The 18,971-nt window shown below is 57.4% G+C and carries 17 protein-coding genes; 3 read left to right on the forward strand and 14 right to left on the reverse strand.

Going from position 1 to position 18,971, the window contains the following annotated elements; genetic code table 11:
• Nucleotides 1-2: 2 nt before the first annotated feature.
• Together AC07UH_RS18040 and AC07UH_RS18045 are read right to left on the reverse strand one after the other, a co-directional pair.
• Nucleotides 3-1,430, reverse strand: a complete 1,428-nt coding sequence (locus tag AC07UH_RS18040) for a sugar transferase (RefSeq protein WP_495181389.1) — start codon at nt 1,428-1,430, stop codon at nt 3-5.
• A 271-nt stretch (nt 1,431-1,701) separates the two neighbouring features.
• A complete protein-coding gene (locus AC07UH_RS18045; RefSeq protein WP_495181390.1) occupies nt 1,702-2,391 on the reverse strand; it encodes a methyltransferase domain-containing protein in 690 nt (229 codons plus the stop codon).
• 124 nt (nt 2,392-2,515) lie between these two features.
• On the opposite strand from AC07UH_RS18045, the gene AC07UH_RS18050 reads away from it, so the two are divergent.
• The 3 genes from AC07UH_RS18050 to AC07UH_RS18060 are packed head-to-tail and all read left to right on the forward strand — an operon-like array spanning nt 2,516 to nt 5,452.
• A complete protein-coding gene (locus tag AC07UH_RS18050) occupies nt 2,516-3,112 on the forward strand; it encodes a D-glycero-alpha-D-manno-heptose-1,7-bisphosphate 7-phosphatase (protein WP_495181391.1) in 597 nt (198 codons plus the stop codon).
• Nucleotides 3,109-4,245 carry an AGE family epimerase/isomerase gene (locus tag AC07UH_RS18055; protein WP_495181392.1) on the forward strand — a complete coding sequence of 379 codons (1,137 nt, stop codon included), beginning with the start codon at nt 3,109-3,111 and terminating at the stop codon, nt 4,243-4,245. The genes AC07UH_RS18050 and AC07UH_RS18055 overlap by 4 nt, the downstream gene beginning before the upstream one ends.
• Nucleotides 4,238-5,452 (forward strand): glycosyltransferase family 9 protein, encoded by a 1,215-nt coding sequence (locus tag AC07UH_RS18060; protein WP_495181393.1) that lies wholly within the window; start codon nt 4,238-4,240, stop codon nt 5,450-5,452. The genes AC07UH_RS18055 and AC07UH_RS18060 overlap by 8 nt, the downstream gene beginning before the upstream one ends.
• Here AC07UH_RS18060 and rfaD read toward each other — a convergent pair.
• From rfaD to AC07UH_RS18120, 12 genes are all read right to left on the reverse strand, one after another.
• On the reverse strand, nt 5,443-6,426 hold the full coding sequence (gene rfaD / locus AC07UH_RS18065) for an ADP-glyceromanno-heptose 6-epimerase (RefSeq protein ID WP_495181394.1): 984 nt from the start codon (nt 6,424-6,426) through the stop codon (nt 5,443-5,445). The genes AC07UH_RS18060 and rfaD overlap by 10 nt on opposite strands.
• Before the next feature lie 2 nt (nt 6,427-6,428).
• Nucleotides 6,429-7,886, reverse strand: coding sequence for a D-glycero-beta-D-manno-heptose-7-phosphate kinase (gene rfaE1, locus AC07UH_RS18070; RefSeq protein WP_495181395.1), 1,458 nt, complete (start codon nt 7,884-7,886; stop codon nt 6,429-6,431).
• Nucleotides 7,887-7,893: 7 nt separating this feature from the next.
• Entirely contained in the window at nt 7,894-8,940 is a 1,047-nt protein-coding gene (locus AC07UH_RS18075; RefSeq protein ID WP_495181396.1) for a glycosyltransferase family 2 protein, read from the reverse strand.
• Nucleotides 8,912-10,204: an MATE family efflux transporter gene (locus AC07UH_RS18080; RefSeq protein ID WP_495193961.1), complete on the reverse strand. Its 1,293-nt coding sequence runs from the start codon at nt 10,202-10,204 to the stop codon at nt 8,912-8,914. The genes AC07UH_RS18075 and AC07UH_RS18080 overlap by 29 nt, the downstream gene beginning before the upstream one ends.
• A gap of 17 nt (nt 10,205-10,221) precedes the next feature.
• Nucleotides 10,222-11,256: a GDP-mannose 4,6-dehydratase gene (locus AC07UH_RS18085; protein WP_495181398.1), complete on the reverse strand. Its 1,035-nt coding sequence runs from the start codon at nt 11,254-11,256 to the stop codon at nt 10,222-10,224.
• A gap of 19 nt (nt 11,257-11,275) precedes the next feature.
• Nucleotides 11,276-12,193: an NAD-dependent epimerase/dehydratase family protein gene (locus AC07UH_RS18090; RefSeq protein ID WP_495181399.1), complete on the reverse strand. Its 918-nt coding sequence runs from the start codon at nt 12,191-12,193 to the stop codon at nt 11,276-11,278.
• A gap of 8 nt (nt 12,194-12,201) precedes the next feature.
• The gene (gene rfbH, locus AC07UH_RS18095; protein ID WP_495181400.1) at nt 12,202-13,533 is read right to left on the reverse strand and encodes a lipopolysaccharide biosynthesis protein RfbH; all 1,332 of its coding nucleotides are present in this window, start codon (nt 13,531-13,533) and stop codon (nt 12,202-12,204) included.
• Nucleotides 13,534-13,545: 12 nt separating this feature from the next.
• Nucleotides 13,546-14,661 carry a CDP-glucose 4,6-dehydratase gene (gene rfbG, locus AC07UH_RS18100; protein ID WP_495181401.1) on the reverse strand — a complete coding sequence of 372 codons (1,116 nt, stop codon included), beginning with the start codon at nt 14,659-14,661 and terminating at the stop codon, nt 13,546-13,548.
• Nucleotides 14,646-15,416 carry a glucose-1-phosphate cytidylyltransferase gene (gene rfbF / locus AC07UH_RS18105; protein ID WP_495181402.1) on the reverse strand — a complete coding sequence of 257 codons (771 nt, stop codon included), beginning with the start codon at nt 15,414-15,416 and terminating at the stop codon, nt 14,646-14,648. The genes rfbG and rfbF overlap by 16 nt, the downstream gene beginning before the upstream one ends.
• A gap of 11 nt (nt 15,417-15,427) precedes the next feature.
• Nucleotides 15,428-16,417, reverse strand: coding sequence for an FAD-binding oxidoreductase (locus tag AC07UH_RS18110; protein WP_495181403.1), 990 nt, complete (start codon nt 16,415-16,417; stop codon nt 15,428-15,430).
• Nucleotides 16,418-16,565: 148 nt separating this feature from the next.
• A complete protein-coding gene (locus AC07UH_RS18115; RefSeq protein WP_495181404.1) occupies nt 16,566-17,615 on the reverse strand; it encodes a glycosyltransferase in 1,050 nt (349 codons plus the stop codon).
• Entirely contained in the window at nt 17,612-18,928 is a 1,317-nt protein-coding gene (locus tag AC07UH_RS18120; RefSeq protein ID WP_495181405.1) for an O-antigen ligase family protein, read from the reverse strand. The genes AC07UH_RS18115 and AC07UH_RS18120 overlap by 4 nt, the downstream gene beginning before the upstream one ends.
• Nucleotides 18,929-18,971: the final 43 nt, after the last annotated feature.

The raw sequence follows: 18,971 nt of genomic DNA on the forward strand, positions 1-18,971 counted from the left end.
CGCTAGAATGCGTTCCGATGCAGGATGACCCGAACTGTAAGGAAAATGATCTTAAGATCACGCCATATCGACCAGTTTTCTAAATATTCGAGATCGGCATGCAGACGATTCTTCAAATCATCTTCGACTAAAGTTGCGCCTCGATAACCACGAATCTGGGCTAGGCCGGTAAGACCCGGTTTGGTCGCATGCCGACCCCAATAACGCTGATCTACTTCCCAGAATAGTTTGTCCGCTGCTCGCGAGCCCAAGGCATGGGGCCGTGGCCCAACAATGCTCATATCCCCCTTCAGCACATTGATAAGCTGAGGTAATTCGTCGATACTTGTTCGACGGATGAAGCGCCCCACTTTCGTCACACGGTCGTCACCACGAGACGTCGATCGATGCCCCTCGCTGTCGAGCTCGCGGACGTACATAGAGCGAAATTTATACATTCGGAACATTTGATTGCCGCGACCAATACGCACTTGTCTAAACAAAATTGCCCCAGCACTATCAAGCCGAATAGCAATTGCCGTTAACATAAATATAGGCAAAAGGCACATAATAGACAATATTGCCGCAATCAGGTCGAATGTCCGCTTGACAATACGATCCATTAAATCAAGCGGACCAGCAGCCACGATGATTGTCGGTACATCACGGTTTAGACCTAAGCCAAGCGGCGCAAGTGTAGTCAATTCAGGTATGACAATCTCGCTTTGAATATTGGCACCACGCAAAGCTTGCGCCCATGCCTGCCGACGCTGAGGTACACAAGTCACAACGACGCGATCAGCGCTTGCAATCAGCGTCGCCAACCGGTCGTACATGTGTGGATCATGTTCTTCAGGATCGAAATATGATTCCGCGGCCATCACCATCGAAAATTCACCCGGCGGGATTGGTGCGCCTCGATCGCACAATAGGATCGAACTAAACGGATTACCTCCAACAATGTCTTCAAGGTGCCGCACAAAGAAGTATCGGCCGATGCCGAGTAAAGATATAGTTAGGACGCAACCAAAACCAATACTCAACCGAGAGAAAGTCGTTCCAGATTTGAGAAAGAAGATTGCAAGAAGGACGCAACCGGCTGCAAGCACAACGGCTTGCAAACCCCGCCGGATAGCGCGAAACGGATCCTGCAAATTGGCAGCATCGTAAGCGTCCATATTAGACGCAATGAGAGCGTGAAGTGGGATTAGTACCAGCGCAAATACCAGCCATCCCGTATCAAGCGACAACGCATACCGAGGAATCGCAGCTAGCATGAATCCAGTCAAAATAGCTGCGGCATCGACGCAGAAGAGATAGAATACCGCTCTAAACTGCAGCAATGCGCTTCGAGGCCGCCAATGTGCCCCGGAAGGATGCATGCTGGATGCCGGTTGCTGCTCAGACTGGATATCGCACCTTTGATTATGCGGATCCATATTGTCCAACATGCGAACGCATTACCTTATTTACGTATCATTGGCTTTGACAAAATCCATTGGGCAATAGCCAATTTGATCGGCAACCTCAATCAGCGCCATCGCGCCGCCTCCGCAAACCCACCTCTGACAGTCCAAACGTGTCTGATTCGCCCCAAGGCGTTGACCACGGCACACAAGTCGGCACCCTGTGTCGAGACACAGAGTCTGGCATGCTCGACGTCGGTAGCCGGATCAATCCACCATCACTCTATCCCGGCACACGATCCCCAGCAGACATTCCTTAACGGCTGCGACGGATGGCGATCAGCGATTTTGGCATGCCGGCCAGACGTTCGATACGCACTTCGGCATCTGGGAAAAGCGCTTTAATCTGTGGCACCGTCAAAAGGTCATTTTCCTGAACGATATCGAGCGCTTGACCAATGTCATTGGTACGCCCGAAGCGGCCTAGCGACATCTTGGTAAGCAGCGACGCACGGGCCTGTTGCGGCAACCAATGAATGAACGGAACGCCATAATGCGGTTCGATCGGAAACCAAAAATTGGGTGTTTGCACGTAGTAGCTTGGCGCCAGTCGCCTTACCTCGCCAGCAAATGCCTTCATACTGCCCCATCGTCCGACATGCTCTACGACGGAATTGGAATGAACCATGTCAAAGCTGTTATCAGGGAAAGGAAGCGCACAGGCATCAGCCAGGCTCGACTGAAAAATTTCGTCTTCTGCCTCGGGGTTCTCCATATTTACCATATGGATCCGCACGTTCCGCGACGTGAGGTATTCGTCGCCGAATATCTTCCAGTAGTGACGGCGCCCGCCACTATCGAGGATGCTAACCGAACCCTTTTGCTGATAAATTTCTTCGATCAATTCACGGATGATCGCTGATCGACGCTGGCGTAGCTTGAAGCCCAAGGACGATGGATTTTCATAATCCGTCGCTCGCTGGACTAAGTTTTTCAGCGCTCCCATCGATGTCTTCCCTACGGTTTAGGCTTCCCGGCGGCCATCGTAGTAATCCCCTGGCAAGTCAAGGCAACGGCGGAGATCCGTGTGGCCGCTAGCCGCCCTGTTCGGGTTCCCCTATGGGAGCCGAATGGTTGCCTGCAATGCCCTTCCGCCCTCGAATGTGCCGCCACACCCGAACCGATTGCGTAAAGCCGTATTTTTCGACAGAGATGGCGTCATAAATGTCGATCACGGCTATATCGACAGTATAGCCCGATTTGAATTGATGCCAGGCGCAGCCTTGGCGATCCGCGCCTGCCACGATGCGGGATTCTTTGTTTTTATTGTAACAAATCAGTCCGGTATTGCTCGAAATTATTTTAACGAGTCAACGTTGCTCGATATCCATGCTTATATGATCGGCGTGTTGGCCGCACAAGGCGCAATCATCGACGATATTCGCTTCTGCCCACATCATCCGGATGCCATATTGCCCCGCTATCGACAGGTCTGCGTATGCCGCAAGCCGGCGCCTGGTATGATTTTGGATTTGGCGCAGTCATGGCAGATCAATCTGGAGTCGTCGTTTCTCATCGGCGACAAGCCCGGCGATATCGAGGCGGCGGCAGCCGCCGGATTACGCGGCCATCTGTTCGGCGGCCAGGATCTTGCCGCCTTTACGCAATCGATCCTGAACCAGTTACATCAAGTGGATATGGATAATCAGAAGGACCATTTGCAATGATCCTACCAGATCGCGTGCATCACTGGCTAACCCAATCAGCTTTGCCGCTCTGGGCTGATATCGGCGTTGATCGCGAGCAAGGCGGCTTTGTCGAGCGGCTTCTCCCGAACGGCAGCCCTGACTGGGCTGCTCCAAAACGCGTCCGTGTTCAGGCCCGCCAACTCTACGTCTATTCTCACGCACACGTTTTGGGGATGATGCCCGGCGCCGATGCTATCGCATCACAAGCCTATGAATTTCTTTTGCGGCATGCCTGTCCACAAGGAATTGACGCCGGTTTCGTCCATTCCGTCTCGCGGGTGGGCATGGTGATAGATTCACGCCGTGACAGCTACGATCATGCGTTTTTGCTCTTTGCGTTTAGCTGGTATTATCGGGCAAGCCACCGCAGGGATGTAAAAGCCGTCATTCTAGACCTTGATGCGGCAATTCAGCGCCTGCTCCGTCATCCGAATGGCCCGGGGTATCTGCTGGACGACCAAGGCAGTCTCGCGCTTCACCAGAATCCCCATATGCATCTGTTTGAAGCAGTCCTCGCCGCGTTCGATGCAACCGGCGATGCTCGCTTTCTTGATCGCGCGAACGAAATTTTCTCGATCTTCCGCAATCATATGTTCGAACATGAAGCAGGAGCATTGCGGGAATACTACGACGGCAATTGGTGTCCTGCGTCAGGCGACGAGGGTCAAATCGTCGAGCCGGGACATCATTGTGAATGGATCTGGCTGCTGAAATGGTACGCCGACCGTATAGGGCAGCCCCTGTCCGCGGAGGCTTATGCGCTGGACGCCTTTACACAGCGCTACGGGTTTGCACCGCTGAGCGGTCGCGTCTGTGATGAAGTCGACACGCAAGGCAGGATGCGGCGATCGACCACTCGATCGTGGCCGCAGGCTGAAGCGCTGAAGGCACAGATCGCCTTGGCCGAGGCGCGCGACACCCCACTTGACCCCCGTGCTGACGCAATCGTCGAAAGTCTGTTCGCAACCTATCTGGATCGCCCCATCCCAGGCACGTGGGTCGATTGGGTAGATGATCGTGGTGAGCCATTGGTACACACCATTCCGGCAAGTACCTTCTATCACATATTTCTGGCATTTTCCGAATATCTGCGGGTACAGTCCGATGACTGATCATCCGATTTCTGATCTTCAGTGCTACGCAGTCCCTCAACCCAAAATGCGCGGTCGCTATTTCATGCGCCATTGGCGCAACGCGATTGCGATGATGATCATCGACGCCAGCCTTCGGCTCGTCCCGGTAAGACGACGGCAAGGCGTAATTGATCCGCAGCGGATATTGGTCGCCAACTGGGCGCATCTGGGCGACGTGATCATTTCTACCGGCGTGTTGCGGGCATTACGACAGCGCTATCCAACGGCAGAAATTGGCATGATCGTCGGTCCCTGGGCTAAGGCGGCGATCGAACACACCGGTCTGATCGATCATCTTCATGTTATCGATCAATGGCGCCTCGACCGGTCATCGACGCCCATCGCCGAAAAAAAGCGACGCTATCGCCGTAGTCGTAAGCGTACCTTGGCCGAAATCCGTCATCTGTCGTACGACGTGGGCATTGACCTTTTAAACCTTTATCCTCCCGCTCACCCCCTCTTCTTTCGGGCGGGAATCCCGTTGAGAATTGGCTATACAAGTGGTGGCTTTGGCCCCTTGCTGTCTCGGCCAATCGAGTGGCAGGATGATGACCGCGCGATGGCGGATCATTATCGTGACCTTCTTGACGCGATTGATCCGGCTCGGCCGTTTGCCCCCGATGCGGTGCAGCCCCGTCGCGCAAAAGCGGCGGTAAGCGGCCTGCCGCCGGAACTGGCGCACGTCGGCCCTTATGTTGTACTCCATCCCGGCGCCGGCGCTGACTTCAAGGATTGGGGCCTGTCCCGCTGGCACGAACTGGCGGATCGTCTGCGTCACGACCGACCAGACCTCATCCTGGTGTTCACTGGGGCCGGTCAGACAGAATTGGCCATGACGGCTGCTTTGGCTAAGGACCGCCCTGGCACGATCGACATGGCGGGGCGGGTCGATTGGGAGGGATTCGTCAGTATCGTCGCGCATGCCGCACTGGTCATCTGCCCGGATACCGCAACCGGCCACGTCGCGGCGCTGTTCGATGTCCCGACGATCAGTCTCTTCACCGGTACTAACAAGGTGGCACAATGGCGGCCGTACAGCGATCAGGCGACGGTTCTGGTCCAGCCGGTACTTTGCTCACCCTGCAACCGCTCAGGATGCGAAGCAATGGCTTGCCTCCGACAGACTACGGCCGACGACGTCATGGCGACCGTGGTAAACGTCCTACCGCCCAGCGATCATCGGTAGGGATCGTCGACGCATAGATAATTCTGGACATAGTCAGCGACACCGTCCTCCAGCGACGTGAACGGTACGCTATAGCCGGCGGCACGCAGCCGCCCCATCGCCGCCTGCGTAAAATATTGATACTTTCCCCTCAACTGATCCGGCATCGCGATGAATTCGATCCGTTCGGGCAGGTCCAGCGCTGCAAACACGCTACGCCCGAGATCGAGCCAAGAGCGCGCCTGTCCCGTACCGAGATTGAACAAACCTGATACGTCCGGCTGCGTCAGCAGCCATATGGCCACACGGGCAGCATCTTTGACATAGATGAAATCGCGAACCTGCCCGCCATCAGTAAATTTCGGATTGTAACTGCGAAACAGCCGCAACGGCTCACCATCAGCAATACGCCGGGTATTGTGTGCAACGACGCTCTGCATCGAGCCCTTGTGATATTCATTGGGACCATAGACATTGAAGAACTTCAGCCCCGCCCAATGAGGCGGCGTCGGGCCGCCCGCTTCGACGATCGCGGCGATCCGCCGATCAACAAAATGCTTGCTCCAGCCATAAGCGTTGAGCGGCACCAATCTGGCCAGTGCAGTGCGGGAAAACGCATCGTCGAACCCGGCGCTGCCATTACCATAGGTCGCGGCGGACGACGCATAGACGAACGGTACGCGGTGCTCGACACACCAATCCCAAAGATCCAGCGTCAATCGGATGTTATTGCGCACGATGGCATCGACATCAGTCTCGGTGGTCGCACTGATCGCTCCCATATGGACGATCCCGCGTAGTCGGCCGCCATGGGCTGCTAGCCAGCCCGACAGCGCTTCCGGTGGGATGACATCGGCAACGTCGTGGTGGACGAGATTACGCCAGCGCTCGTCCTGACGCAGCCAGTCGCATATCACCGTCTCATGACCAGCCGCGGTCAATTCGGCGACGATGTTGGAGCCGATCATCCCGGCCCCGCCCGTAACAAGAAACATGGCTAGGCGACCTTTTGCGTAAGACGGGCAATGATATCACTGGTGCTGTGACCCGGAGACAGATCGGCCAGCAGGACCTTGCCGCCATAGCCAAGTACCAGATCAGACCCCACCACCTGCTCGACGGTATAATCCTTGCCCTTGATCAACAGATCGGGTCGGATCGCTGCGATAAGTTCGAGCGGCGTATCGTCGTCAAACAGGATGACAAGATCAACGGGGGCGAGGCTGGCAAGCACGATGGCGCGCGCGTCTTCGCGCTGCACCGGCCGGCTTGGCCCCTTCAAGCGCTGGATCGACGCATCAGTGTTCAGGCCGACAATCAGATGGTCGCATGCCGCACGCGCCTGGGCGAGTTGAGAGACATGACCGGGATGGATAAGATCGAAACATCCATTGGTGAAGCCAACCCGTTTTCCCTCCTCTCGCCAACCCGTGACGATACTGATGGCCTCGTCGAGCGATACGATCTTGCGGTCGGTCGATTGGACACGTTCCTGACGCAGCTCATGCGAAAGTTCATCGGTGGTGACCACCGCAGTGCCCGGTTTGCTCACCGCCATGCCCGCCGCGACATTGGCAAGTTCGGTCGCTGCGACCACTGATAAGCCGCTGGCGAGTCCCAGCGCCAGCGTCGCAATGACGGTATCGCCCGCACCGGATACATCGAATACCGCCCGGGCCAGCGCCGGAAGATGTTGTGGCGTGCTTCCGCGCTCCACCAGCGTCATGCCCTTGGCACCGCGGGTGATCAACAGCGCAGGCGATCCCGGCATCCGGGCCAAGAGGCGATCCGCCGCGATCTCGACCTCGTCATCGGCACCGTCGCAAGCAATCCCGGCCGCCGCAGTTGCCTCGCTGACGTTGGGGGTCATCAGCGTAACACCATCATAGCGGGCGACATCCGCGCTCTTGGGGTCCGCCACTATCGGCTTGCCGGCCGCTCGCGCCGCGGCGATCACCGCGGTTAGCAGTGGCGGGGTCAGCACGCCCTTGGCATAGTCGGACAGCACCACCGCATCGACGTCGACCAGATGCCGTTCGACCGCGGCCAGCAGCGGCCCGTGATCAGCGGCATCCGCTTGCTCGATATCCGCGCGCAACATCTGCTGCTGAGCGGCGATATACCGGATTTTCTGGGTCGTAGGCCGCCCGTCGGTGATCAAATCGGCTTCAATCCCCGGATCCGCCGCAACCTGCGCCCGCAGGGATGTGCCCGCGGCATCGTCGCCAATCAGGCCGATCAAGACCGCCGAGCCGCCCAAGGCGGCGACATTGCGCGCGACGTTGCCCGCCCCGCCCAGCATAACATTCTCACGCTCGATCCGCACAATTGGTATAGGCGCCTCGGGCGAGATCCGTGCGCAGTGACCATAGACGAAGGTATCCAGCATGATGTCGCCGAGCACCAAAATGCGCCGGCCGGCAAATTGCGAAAGGGCTTCCGAGGCGATGCTCATGATATTCCTACTGGGATTTCTGTGAGGCCGGTTTTAGCGTACGTTGATATCCCCAGCGAGCGGCTCGCACCGCGATTGAGGGAACCAGGAAGAGCGGGAACGATTTCAACCAGAAATTCGGGTATCGCCAATAGTGACGGACCGTCAACGGCAATGCCTTTTGCCAATATTCACGCTTTTCGCCGCGTAAACGCGCTGCCCGTAAATGCATATGGACATGTACGGAGGAAACTTTCTCCATCACCCGGTGATACGCTAGATTGTTTCGGCCAATGACATCACCAAAAACTTGATCATATCCAAAGACATCAATTCTCATTCGATTGAATTGACCAAGCTTCAGGAAAGAGTCATTGCCGCTGCGCCAGCCGATCAATCGTATCGGAATGCAAAGCCACATAGGTAAGGCCGCGAGCATCTTGAGGATGACATAAATATGGACATAGCTGTTGAGGTATTGATCAACCGGCTGTTCCCGAACGACGGCCATCCATAGGTCGCGTCGCACGATCAGACTTGATAGATATCCGAACGACGCTCCGATCTTACTAGCAATGATGTTGCGTCCTTCGAGCAACGTATCCTCTGCAAAACCAAGCGCAATCGGGTCAGGAATAGTCAACGGTGTCAGCAGATCATCATTATATCCCTGGGCTGCGACGCTGATGCCCGCGATGTCAGGGTGCCGGGCCAAGGCTTTCTCGATATGAGCAAAGGCACCCGGCTCGAGCTTGTCATCGCTACCAAACAACCAACAAAAATCACCCGATGCCAATTCGACCGCGCGTAGAAAGTTCCTGTCGGGCCCCTGATTCGTCTCTGACCTTGAGAAGGTCAGATTAGGGAATGTTTCTCGGTACCGATCGACCACAGTATCCGTTTCATCTGTGGAGGCATTATCGCTAATTACGACTTCCACATCGAAGCCATGACCGCTTTGGGCCGCTATGCTGTCCAGCAGCATCGGAAGCTGTTCAGCCCTATTAAAAGTTGGTATGCAAATTGAAAGGCGCATAATGTTCCCTTTACGTCGCCACAATACTACGGCGCGCATGTGATAGACAGCGAATCGGCAATATCCATGCGACGGTCAGCAAAAAACAAGCAATCAGGCCAGCAACCATTCCTTCAAGGCCAAAGAAATGAGCTCCAAATACTTGGAGTACTATGCTAAGGATCGACTGAAAGGGCACAGCCAACCAAAATATACTGAGATCATTCATACTTTGAAGCACCATCGCAAATGTGTCTGTCCATACACGCACCCCTATATAAATAGTAAGTAGCACTATAAGAAGTATAGGTAATGAACTAGACAAAGTTGGTGCAATAATATGAACGATAAAAGGATTAAATACAGCAACAGCCAACCCACAGGCTATAACAAACCCAATCCCAATTGCAATGTAACGCTTAACCATCGATAAGACACGATGCCAATCACCATGCACGATCGCTTCGCTACACACCGGCCACAGTGCAAGGAGCAAAGCATTGTAGACGAAAAACACCAGTTGAAATAGCTTCGTTGCGACATTGTAGATGACGATATCTCGAGCGGGTAAGACCCGCGCCATAATGATATAATCGACTTGCAGAACGGCAGCGGCAAGCAGACCAAAAATCCAGAAGCGTGCCGCTCGCTGCAGCAAAGGCATGACCAAATCGTTTCGAAATTGGTGATGCTTGGTACGCCACGCAGTTCGAACGAGCGCAATTATAGGAAGCACAGCGACCGGGGCGTAGTAGAGAAAGATGCTCCACGGCAGCTGCGATTTGACGGAAAGATGCGCTACTCCCCATACCGCAAGCGTGCCAAGAACCGTTCCCATCGCTGGTACCAGGTTAGACAGATACCCGCGATGTTGTGCAAACCATACCTTGTAGATCACGCCCCCTAGGGCGGTACCGATACCTGGAAAGGCCATCGCATAGAATGCGAGAGTACGGTCGACATCTGATAGTTCGCCAAACTCCCCAAGCAGCATCCTGGCGAGCCAAGGGCCTGCGATGATCATACTCAATACAACAAATGATGCCGCTCCGCCGGACAATAGCGTCGCAGTAAAGATGATGTCCTCTACTTCGTTCTCGCTTGCTCGTCGTTCCGAAATGTGGTTCTGCAAGCTGATCGCGATGCTAAAATCGCTAAGGGCAAACCAGCCGACTAGGCTGCCGAGAACCGCGAATGCGCCATAGCCAGTCGTACCAAGGCTATCGGTCAGGATGCGCACTGCCGCGAGTTGTGCCGCGACCTGTAGGCCGCGCCCTACCCAGCCACCACCGGCCACAATCCAGACATGCGGAACGCGTATCATCGTCCGGCCGGTGTCGCTCAGCGGTTCGACATCATGACCTGTCGCGCCCAGGATACGGCGTTGCCGATCCCCTCGCGCGCACTGACCTGCGGCACCCAATCGAGCAATGTCCTAGCCTTGGCAAGATCAGCCACGAAAACGCGTTGATCACTAAATCGGGCTGGCAGTTGCTCATATTCCATTTTAGCACCGGTCAATTCCTCGAGCAGCGCAAATAGCTCAAGCAACGACAGGCTGTTCTCCATACCGCCCCCGACATTAAGAACCTCTCCCTTGGCGCGCTCTATATGTTCCAGTCCTGCAAAATAGAGACGCGCCATGTCGCGCGCCTCAAGCACGTCGCGAACCTGCTTGCCATTACCAGCGATGGTGAATGGCTTGTCTAGCAGGCCCTGACTAATCTTGACTGCCTGCGAACAGAACCAAGCGATCCAGCCTTGGTCGGCAGTGCCGAATTGACGCGATCCATACATAGAAGAATGACGGAACACGAGCGTCTTAAGCCCATAAACACGCGCAAAGTCTTGCATATATTGGTCGGCAGTGCCCTTCGAGCAGCCATAAGGCGACTGGAAGTCGAGTAGGGTTCGTTCGTCTAAACCGTTGGGATGATCGGGATCGACATAGCGCGTATCAGTCTCTTGATAGCGAATATACTCTAAATCCCCATACACTTTGTTGGATGAACTGAAAAGAACGGCGGCATCCGGAACATGATCACGCACGGCCTCAAGAACATTAAGCGCTCCCATGGCGTTAATTTCAAAATCAAGACGCGGGTTGGCGATCGATGTCGTCATGGCGACTTGGCCAGCGACATGAAACACGGCGTCTGGCTTGAATTCTCGGATCGTTCGTGTTACGTCGTTAACATTGCGGATATCGCCGTGCACGTGCGTGACGCTGCCCTGACTTCGTAGCCAGTCAAGATTTTGTGCCGACCCGGTGCGGGAAAGATTATCGAACACCATCAACTCGATGCCGCGCTCCATTGCGGCTGCCGACAGGTTGCTGCCAAGAAAGCCGCAGCCGCCAGTCACTAGAAGTCTCACTGTCCGTCTCCTTGGATATCTACAGGCTTACGGCTGCAGCCGTCTGCGCCATACCGCAAGTCAGCGGGGTAGTCGCCTGCCAGCCGATTGCTGCGTTGATCTTCGTAGGATCACCGACGACCCGCATACTTTCCGCCGGCCGATATGGTTTCGCTCCCCAACGCAGCACGGTTGGATCTCCGTCCACTGCAATCACTGCAGCCGCAGCTAGCGTACGCAGGCTGATGCCGTATCCTGAGCAAATATTAAAAATCTCACCATTCGGAAAAACCTGGGCGGTAGCAAGATCTAGACAGGCCGTCACGACATCGCCCACATAGAGGTAGTCACGTTCTTGATCGCCTGGTGTTAGGTCAACCAGTCGGCCCTGGCGACTGGCCGCCATGACCATGGGGACGAACTTGTGATCCCCTTCAAGAGGTCCGTACATGCTGAACGGGCGGACAACGGCTACCGGCGCGCCAGTACGCCGAGCAAGATCCTGAAGCGCCAGCGACGCGGCAGCCTTGGTGACGCCATATACACCGGTGGGGACGAGCCGGCGATCTTCGGCAAGCGTGCCATCTTCCGTGCCATATTCATAGGAAGTGCCGATGTGAATGAAGCGACACCCCGATGTGGCTGCTGCCTCTGCAAGACGCATCGACGCCGTAACATTGAGGTCGAGCGCCGTGGCGAAGTCGGACTGGCGGTAATCGACGCCATAGGCAGCGCAATGGATAATTGCATCAACGCCAGTTAATACCGAGGCAAGATCGCCGCTGCGATCAGCGAGGTCGAGCTCAAGCGTAGCGACATTTGGCGCGAGGCAATTGAGCCGTCGGCGATTGCTCGAGCCACGCAACGCCGCACGCACGTCATATCCTCGGGCAGCCGCACCCGCGGCGACGTGTGCCCCCAGAAAGCCTGAAGCACCGGTGACAAGAACTGTTGACATGATATAGTTTAGAAATTTAGCCCGAAGAATTCTTCGAGCTTCTCACCGACATAGTCGAACTGCGTCTGGCCCAGCGCCGGGAAGAGCCCCAGCCAAAAGGTGTTGTTCATCACTTGGTCGGTACGGGTCAGATCGCCAACGACGCGATAGTTGACGTGTTCGAAATATGGCTGACGGGTGAGATTGCCCGCAAACAGCAGCCGCGTGCCAATCTTGTTTTGATCAAGGAAACGGGTGAGGTCGACGCGCTTGGCATCGACGCCGTCGCGCAGCATCAGCGGATAGCCGAACCAGGACGGGTTCGAATCCGGCGTCGCCTCGGGCAGGATGAAGATCTCTTCCATCCCCTTGAGGCGCTCCGTCAGCAGGTCGAAATTGCGCCGGCGCGCCGCGACAAAGCCGTCGGCACGATCGAGCTGGGCAAGGCCGCAAGCCGCCTGCATGTCGGTAATTTTGAGATTATAGCCCAGGTGGCTGTAGACATATTTGTGGTCGTAGCCGAACGGCAGCGTGCCGTGCTGCTGGCCGAAGCGCGAGCCACAGGTGTTGTCGCAGCCCGGAGCGCAATAGCAATCGCGACCCCAGTCACGGATGCTCTCGATGATCGGCTTCAGTTCCAGCGACTGGGTGAAGACCGCGCCGCCTTCGCCCATCGTAATGTGATGGGCGGGGTAGAAGCTAACCGTAGCGACGTCGCCCCACAGGCCGACGTTCTTGTGTGCGCCGGTCTTGGCATCGAGATAGGTCGCGCCCAAGGCATCGCAGCAATCCTCGACCAGCCAGAGATCGTGCTCGTCGCAGATGCGGCGCACTTCGGCGAGGTTGAACGGGTTGCCGAGCGTATGGGCGATCATGATCGCGCCGGTCTTGTCGGTGATCGCCGCCTCAATCAGGCTGGCGTCGATATTATAGGTCGGCACATCAACGTCGACGAACACAGGTACCAAACCGTGCTGGATTGACGGGTTGACTGTGGTCGGGAAGCCGGCCGCGACGGTGATCACCTCGTCCCCGGGCTTGAGACGACGATCGCCAAGCTTGTGGCTGGTCAGGCACGATAGCGCGAGCAGGTTCGCCGACGAGCCCGAGGTGGTGGTGAGGACGAACGGCGCGCCGAGCAGCTTGGCAAGCCCGGCCTCGAATTCGGTGTTGAACCGACCGGTAGTCAGCCAGCCGTCGAGTGAGGCCTCGACCATCAGCTCGATCTCGGGCGCGCCGATCACCTTGCCGGCGGGCGGAATCACCGTCTCGCCGGGGACGAACGGCTTCGGCGCGAATTGCGCTTCAGCATATTGCCCGACAAGCTGGCGGATTTGCTTGCGAAGGTCGTCAGCGGTCATTGAAATCAAGTCCTATGCGTCGGAAGCGAGACGGGCGCCAGCGAAGCGCTCCAGCTCGGCGTTGCAATATTCGTACATGTCAGTGCCGGCCAGCCAAGCGCGGTGCCAAGCGACGATGCTGTCCAACGCCATGCCGAGCGACCAGCGCGGCTGCCAGCGCAGCCCGGCGCGGGCTTTGGAGATATCGAGCTTGAGGTAATTCGCCTCGTGCGGCTGGACGCTTTCGTCGCGGACCCAGCCCGCCTCGTCGCCCCACAAGGCGCACATCCGCTCGACAATCCGCTGGACCGGCCACGCATCATCGTCGCGCGGGCCGAAATTCCAAGCGTCCGCGGCGCGGCTCGGATCGTGCCACAAAGTCTGGCACAACGTCAGATAGCCCGACAGCGGCTCGAGCACATGCTGCCACGGACGAATAGCGAGCGGATTGCGGATCACTACCGGCTGGCCGTCGGCGACCGCGCGCAGAATGTCGGGGATCAGTCGGTCGACCGCCCAGTCGCCCCCGCCGATGACGTTGCCAGCCCGGCCCGAGGCGAGCGCGACGAGGCTGGTTTCGCCGAAGAAGGAGCGGCGATAGGCGGAGGTGACGAGCTCAGCGCAGCCCTTGGAGTTGCTATAGGGGTCATATCCCCCCATCGCCTCGTCCTCGCGATAACCCCAAACCCATTCGCGGTTTTCATAGCATTTGTCGGTGGTGACAACGCACACCGCGCGTACGGCGGTCGCGCGTCGTACCGCGTCGAGTAGATGCACTGTACCCATGACGTTGGTGGCATAGGTGCCGACCGGATCGTCATAGGAGGCACGGACCAGCGGCTGCGCGGCCATGTGGATGACAATCTCGGGATCGGCCGCGAGCAATGCGCGCTCAAGCGCCAACTGGTCGCGGATATCACCGACGATCGAGGTCATGCCGTCGGCAATGCGCGCCTCGGCGAACAGCGACGGGCTGGTAGGCGGCGCAAGCGCGAAGCCGGTAAGGTCCGCGCCCATCCGTTGCAGCCAGAGTGACAGCCAGCTGCCCTTGAACCCGGTATGACCGGTCAGGAACACCCGCTTACCCGCCCAAAAAGCGGGATTGACATCGCCAACCAGAACAGCCGAGGATTTCACCACGTCCGCCATGGCGCCTTGCCGCTGTCCCACAGAGTGTTGAGCAATTGCTTCTCGCGCAGCGTATCCATCGGCTGCCAGAAACCGTGATGCTCGAATGCCATCAATTCGCCATCGGCGGCCAGCGCACGCAACGGCTCCTGCTCCCAGATGGTGTCGTCATCCGTGACATAATCAATTACTTTCGGGCTGAGCACGAAATAGCCCCCATTGATCATGCCGCCATCGCCCTGGGGCTTCTCGAGGAAATGCGTGACCTGCCCATTGTCGATCTCGAGTGCCCCAAAGCGACCGGGCGGATAGGTGGCGGTCATCGTCGCGAGCTTGCCATGAGCGCGGTGGAATTCGATCGACTTGGCGATGTCGATGTCGCCGACCCCATCGCCATACGTGAAGAAGAAGAATTCCTCATCCTTGACGTGGTCCGCAATCCGCTTGAGCCGCCCGCCGGTCATGCTGTCGTCGCCGGTATCGACCAGCGTCACCTTCCACGGCTCGGCACGTTTCTCGTGCACGATCATCTCGTTGCCGCGCATGTCGAAGGTAACATCGGACATATGCAAGAAGTAATTGGCAAAATACTCTTTGATCACATAGCCCTTGTAGCCACAGCAGATGACGAAATCGTTGACCCCATGCGCCGAATAGATCTTCATGATGTGCCAAAGGATGGGGCGGCCGCCGACCTCGATCATCGGTTTGGGGCGGAGACTGGTTTCCTCGGCAAAGCGCGTGCCAAGGCCGCCGGCCAAGATGACTGCCTTCATGGGGTTACACCTCAATTCGAACTGACGAATGCATCGGAGAAGAAGCGGCGGGACGGAAGTCCCCGGGATGTAAGCAGATCACGGGCAGAAGCGATCATGCCGTTGGAGCCGCACGCATAGACGACGGTGTCGGTGGGATCAAACCCGTCGGCAACGGCTGCGTCATGCACATAGCCGCGCTTGCCGTTCCATCCGTCATCGATTCCGGAAAGGAGATGGTGAAAACCGATATCAAGCCCCAAGCTGACAGGATCCCAGCAGAAATTCTCCGCCTCGCGATTACCCCAGAAGACACGGATACGATGCTGCGCGGCAGCCTCCGGGTCAGTCGCGATTTCCTCCAGCAGCGCCTTCACCGGCGCGATACCGGTACCCGTCGCAAGGAACAACAGGTCATGCGGCCGCTCCTCCCGCAAAAAGAAGGTCCCGAACGGCCCCTCGATTCGCAACAGGTCGTTGACCTGGGCACGTTCGAACCAATAATGGCTCAACTGGCCGTTGGGATAACGCTTGATGATTAGCTCTAGAAAGCCGTTAGACTGCGGCGCATTCGCGAGCGAATAGCTTCGGCGAACACCTTCGACGATCACATCGACATATTGTCCGGCGAGAAAGCGCATCGGAGTTGCCGGAGGAGTCTTGAGAACGACCTTCACGATTTCCGGCGCCAACCTGTCGATCGAAAGGATGCGTGCCGGCATAGTCTTGACCTCAAGACCGGCAAGCCGATCGAGCGGTTCAATGTCGAGCGTGACGTTACCAACCGCACTGCGGCAGCAGGTCAGAATCAGCCCGCTTGCCGCTTCCTCTGCATCCAGACTTTCACCTTCGGGCCGCAACACGGCGGTTTCACCTGCACTGACAAGCGCTTTGCATATTCCACAACGACCAGTGCGGCAGCTATATTCCAGTACGATACCCGCATGGCGCGCAGCGTCCAGAATTGAGACGGCTGGGTCGGCGGGAAACGCACGGCCGGTGTTGAGCGTGACACTAGGCATAAGCGTGACGCCTGATAGAGAATAATGACGATCAGTCTAGCATGTTGCTAAAAATCGCTAGACTGCCGCAACCGGCCGGCCGCATGCAACATGCGCTCTCGCATCGCGCATGCATTCATACCAGCTATATATGCTAAGCCAACGCTGCTTAAATGAGGATTCTGGTTCGCAACGGTGCCTCGATCCTCTGCGCAACCGCCGCCCAGTCGAACTGCTGTCGATAGTCCGCTAGCGGGGACGCACCGGGCGCTGCCGACGCGACGGCCGTCGCGACGATGTCGGCATCGGACGCAGTGGGTTTGATGAAGTTCGCCCACGATGGCGCTACTGTACGATGGATGGGCAGATCCGAGCAAATGACTCGACAACCGGAAACCCCTGCCTCCACCAAAGGCATATTAAATCCTTCCGCATGCGAGAGCGACACAAAGACAGCGCAATGACGGTACAGCCATCGCAGTTCCGCATCGCCGACGTCATCCAGCCAGCAGATACGTGCGTCCGGCTGGCTTTGGGCAGCGCGCAATCGATCTGCCGATTCCCCCCAGCCGGCACGGCCAACGACGACGATCGGAATTTTACAATCTGGGTGCTGGGATAACGCGATCAACCGCTCGTAGTTTTTGCGCGGTTCAATCGTCCCAACGGCCAGTAGGAAGCCACCCTCTACCAGCCCGGCAACGGGAGCAGCGGCTTCCATCGCCCAATCAAGCCCGGGCGCGTTACCGCACACTCGAAATGTCGCATGGGGGAAGGTTCGATGGAGGTCTTCCTGCGCGATTACCGTCGGCGCAAAAACCTGATCATAGCGGCGCAGCATCAAGCGTTCCCAATGCGCAAACATCATCTTTCCCTGCAAAGTGATGTTTTCGGGATGGCTCCAGGCGAAAGCGTCGTGAATCACGCGTACGATCGGCGTACGAGAGGTGAGCATCGACGGTCCAGCGGGGAAGGCTGCGCACACCAGCCCCTGGCAATTCTTGATGTGACGAAGGTAGCGCGCCGTCGCCATCCAACCACGCAAAGCGGAGCTTACCGTGATGACATCGGCCGAACCCGACAGCGCAGAACCGGGCGACACCAGTGCAACGACATCGTCGGACCGCGCTCGGGCGGCCTCGAAGACGTTGATCGCGAAACGTTCGATACCGGTAAGCTTGGCCCGACGGGTGGCCAGGATCAGATCATGAACGATCAAGCGCCCACTCCCAGTGCGGTGTTGCGCTTCCGACGGTCGGTCCGGGCAATCTTGCCGGCGACCGCCCTGCCGGGGGACGTGGCATCGCGGCCCAACGCGAGCAAGATAACTGCAACGACGGTGAGGAGCGGCGTGCGTAAGGGGTAATCAACGATGCTGGCCAACAAACATAGCACCAGAGCGAAAGTCGCCGTCCGCCGCAGGAACATCCGCTCGTGCCGCTCCTCCTTGAAAGCAGCTATCGCAGTACGGCCGAACCACAGCAGGAATGCGCCCACTACCAACAACGCCGGCAAGCCACCGGTGATCAGAATTTCAAGTGGATCACTATGCGCCCGGTTGAAGAAGCCGCGCTTGACAAGGGATTCGGGTTCGAATTGCATGAAGACGCGATCGAAGCTGCCAAATCCTGTTCCCCAAGGGAAATAATGCCAGGCCATATCGCGCATCGTCGGCAAAGCTAGGAAACGCATGTCCTCGCCGATCTGGCCTGCCGATCGGCTCAACCGCATGAAACCCGAGTCCTGCGCCATATATGCTGCAAACCCGATCATCACGAGCGGTGATACGGTCAGCAACAGCAAAGGAAGCACCCGCGCCCGACGGCGCTGGCGACCACGCAAAATGTGGATCAGGGCGATACCGATGATGCCAATCACCGCAATCATGGCCAGGATCAGACCGGTGCGCGACCCCGTCAACAAGACCGCGGTAGCAAAATACAGGATTCCGACCAGCGCGATACCGAGCCGGATATAGGCGGCACGATGCGCCCAACCATGCCGCACCCCCCATTGCGCCAGCAACAAGATGCCGATCACCAACAACAAGGCTTGATGATTGCGATTGGCCAGCAATCCGATCGGCAGGCCAGTATCCGACGGCGAATAAGGATACAGGCCGCCGCTAGCAAACTGTAACGTCCCCAAAATCGCGCTCGCAGAACAGATGATCAGCACTGTATCCGCGATCACTTGCCATTTAGCCCGCGGGATACCGGCCATCGCGACGAGCGCTGCAAATGCAGGCAGCGTCGCCAGCAGGCTGTTGACGGTCCGCGACGGCATCAGGCTGATGGGACGCCACGGCTGGGGAATGCCTGCGATCGCCGCGGCTTGAATGTAGTCGGAGCGACCGCTCAATCCCGCCCATAAAGCGGGCGGCAACGGGACGAGCTGCAATAAAATCGTGGCAGCGAAAAGCGATAGCAACAGGAGCAATGCCCGCAGGCCGCGCCAATCCCATTCACCCGGTACCAAGGCACATAGTCCGATCGCGAGAACGGCCGCGGGGCGCACATAGAGCAGGGACATTGCGTCCCATCGCGCGACCCCGCCACCAAGAGCGCATAGTATC

This window comes from Sphingomonas sp. GW821-FHT04B01, from assembly GCF_059420425.1.

Bases quoted from the DNA above. Each gene is read 5' to 3' on its own strand.
- AC07UH_RS18040 (WP_495181389.1), bottom strand. From the start codon at position 1,430: ATGTTGGACAATATGGATCCGCATAATCAAAGGTGCGATATCCAGTCT.
- AC07UH_RS18045 (WP_495181390.1), bottom strand. From the start codon at position 2,391: ATGGGAGCGCTGAAAAACTTAGTCCAGCGAGCGACGGATTATGAAAAT.
- AC07UH_RS18050 (WP_495181391.1), top strand. From the start codon at position 2,516: ATGGTTGCCTGCAATGCCCTTCCGCCCTCGAATGTGCCGCCACACCCG.
- AC07UH_RS18055 (WP_495181392.1), top strand. From the start codon at position 3,109: ATGATCCTACCAGATCGCGTGCATCACTGGCTAACCCAATCAGCTTTG.
- AC07UH_RS18060 (WP_495181393.1), top strand. From the start codon at position 4,238: ATGACTGATCATCCGATTTCTGATCTTCAGTGCTACGCAGTCCCTCAA.
- rfaD (WP_495181394.1), bottom strand. From the start codon at position 6,426: ATGTTTCTTGTTACGGGCGGGGCCGGGATGATCGGCTCCAACATCGTC.
- rfaE1 (WP_495181395.1), bottom strand. From the start codon at position 7,886: ATGAGCATCGCCTCGGAAGCCCTTTCGCAATTTGCCGGCCGGCGCATT.
- AC07UH_RS18075 (WP_495181396.1), bottom strand. From the start codon at position 8,940: ATGCGCGCCGTAGTATTGTGGCGACGTAAAGGGAACATTATGCGCCTT.
- AC07UH_RS18080 (WP_495193961.1), bottom strand. From the start codon at position 10,204: ATGATACGCGTTCCGCATGTCTGGATTGTGGCCGGTGGTGGCTGGGTA.
- AC07UH_RS18090 (WP_495181399.1), bottom strand. From the start codon at position 12,193: ATGTCAACAGTTCTTGTCACCGGTGCTTCAGGCTTTCTGGGGGCACAC.
- rfbH (WP_495181400.1), bottom strand. From the start codon at position 13,533: ATGACCGCTGACGACCTTCGCAAGCAAATCCGCCAGCTTGTCGGGCAA.
- rfbG (WP_495181401.1), bottom strand. From the start codon at position 14,661: ATGGCGGACGTGGTGAAATCCTCGGCTGTTCTGGTTGGCGATGTCAAT.
- rfbF (WP_495181402.1), bottom strand. From the start codon at position 15,416: ATGAAGGCAGTCATCTTGGCCGGCGGCCTTGGCACGCGCTTTGCCGAG.
- AC07UH_RS18110 (WP_495181403.1), bottom strand. From the start codon at position 16,417: ATGCCTAGTGTCACGCTCAACACCGGCCGTGCGTTTCCCGCCGACCCA.
- AC07UH_RS18120 (WP_495181405.1), bottom strand. From the start codon at position 18,928: ATGTCCCTGCTCTATGTGCGCCCCGCGGCCGTTCTCGCGATCGGACTA.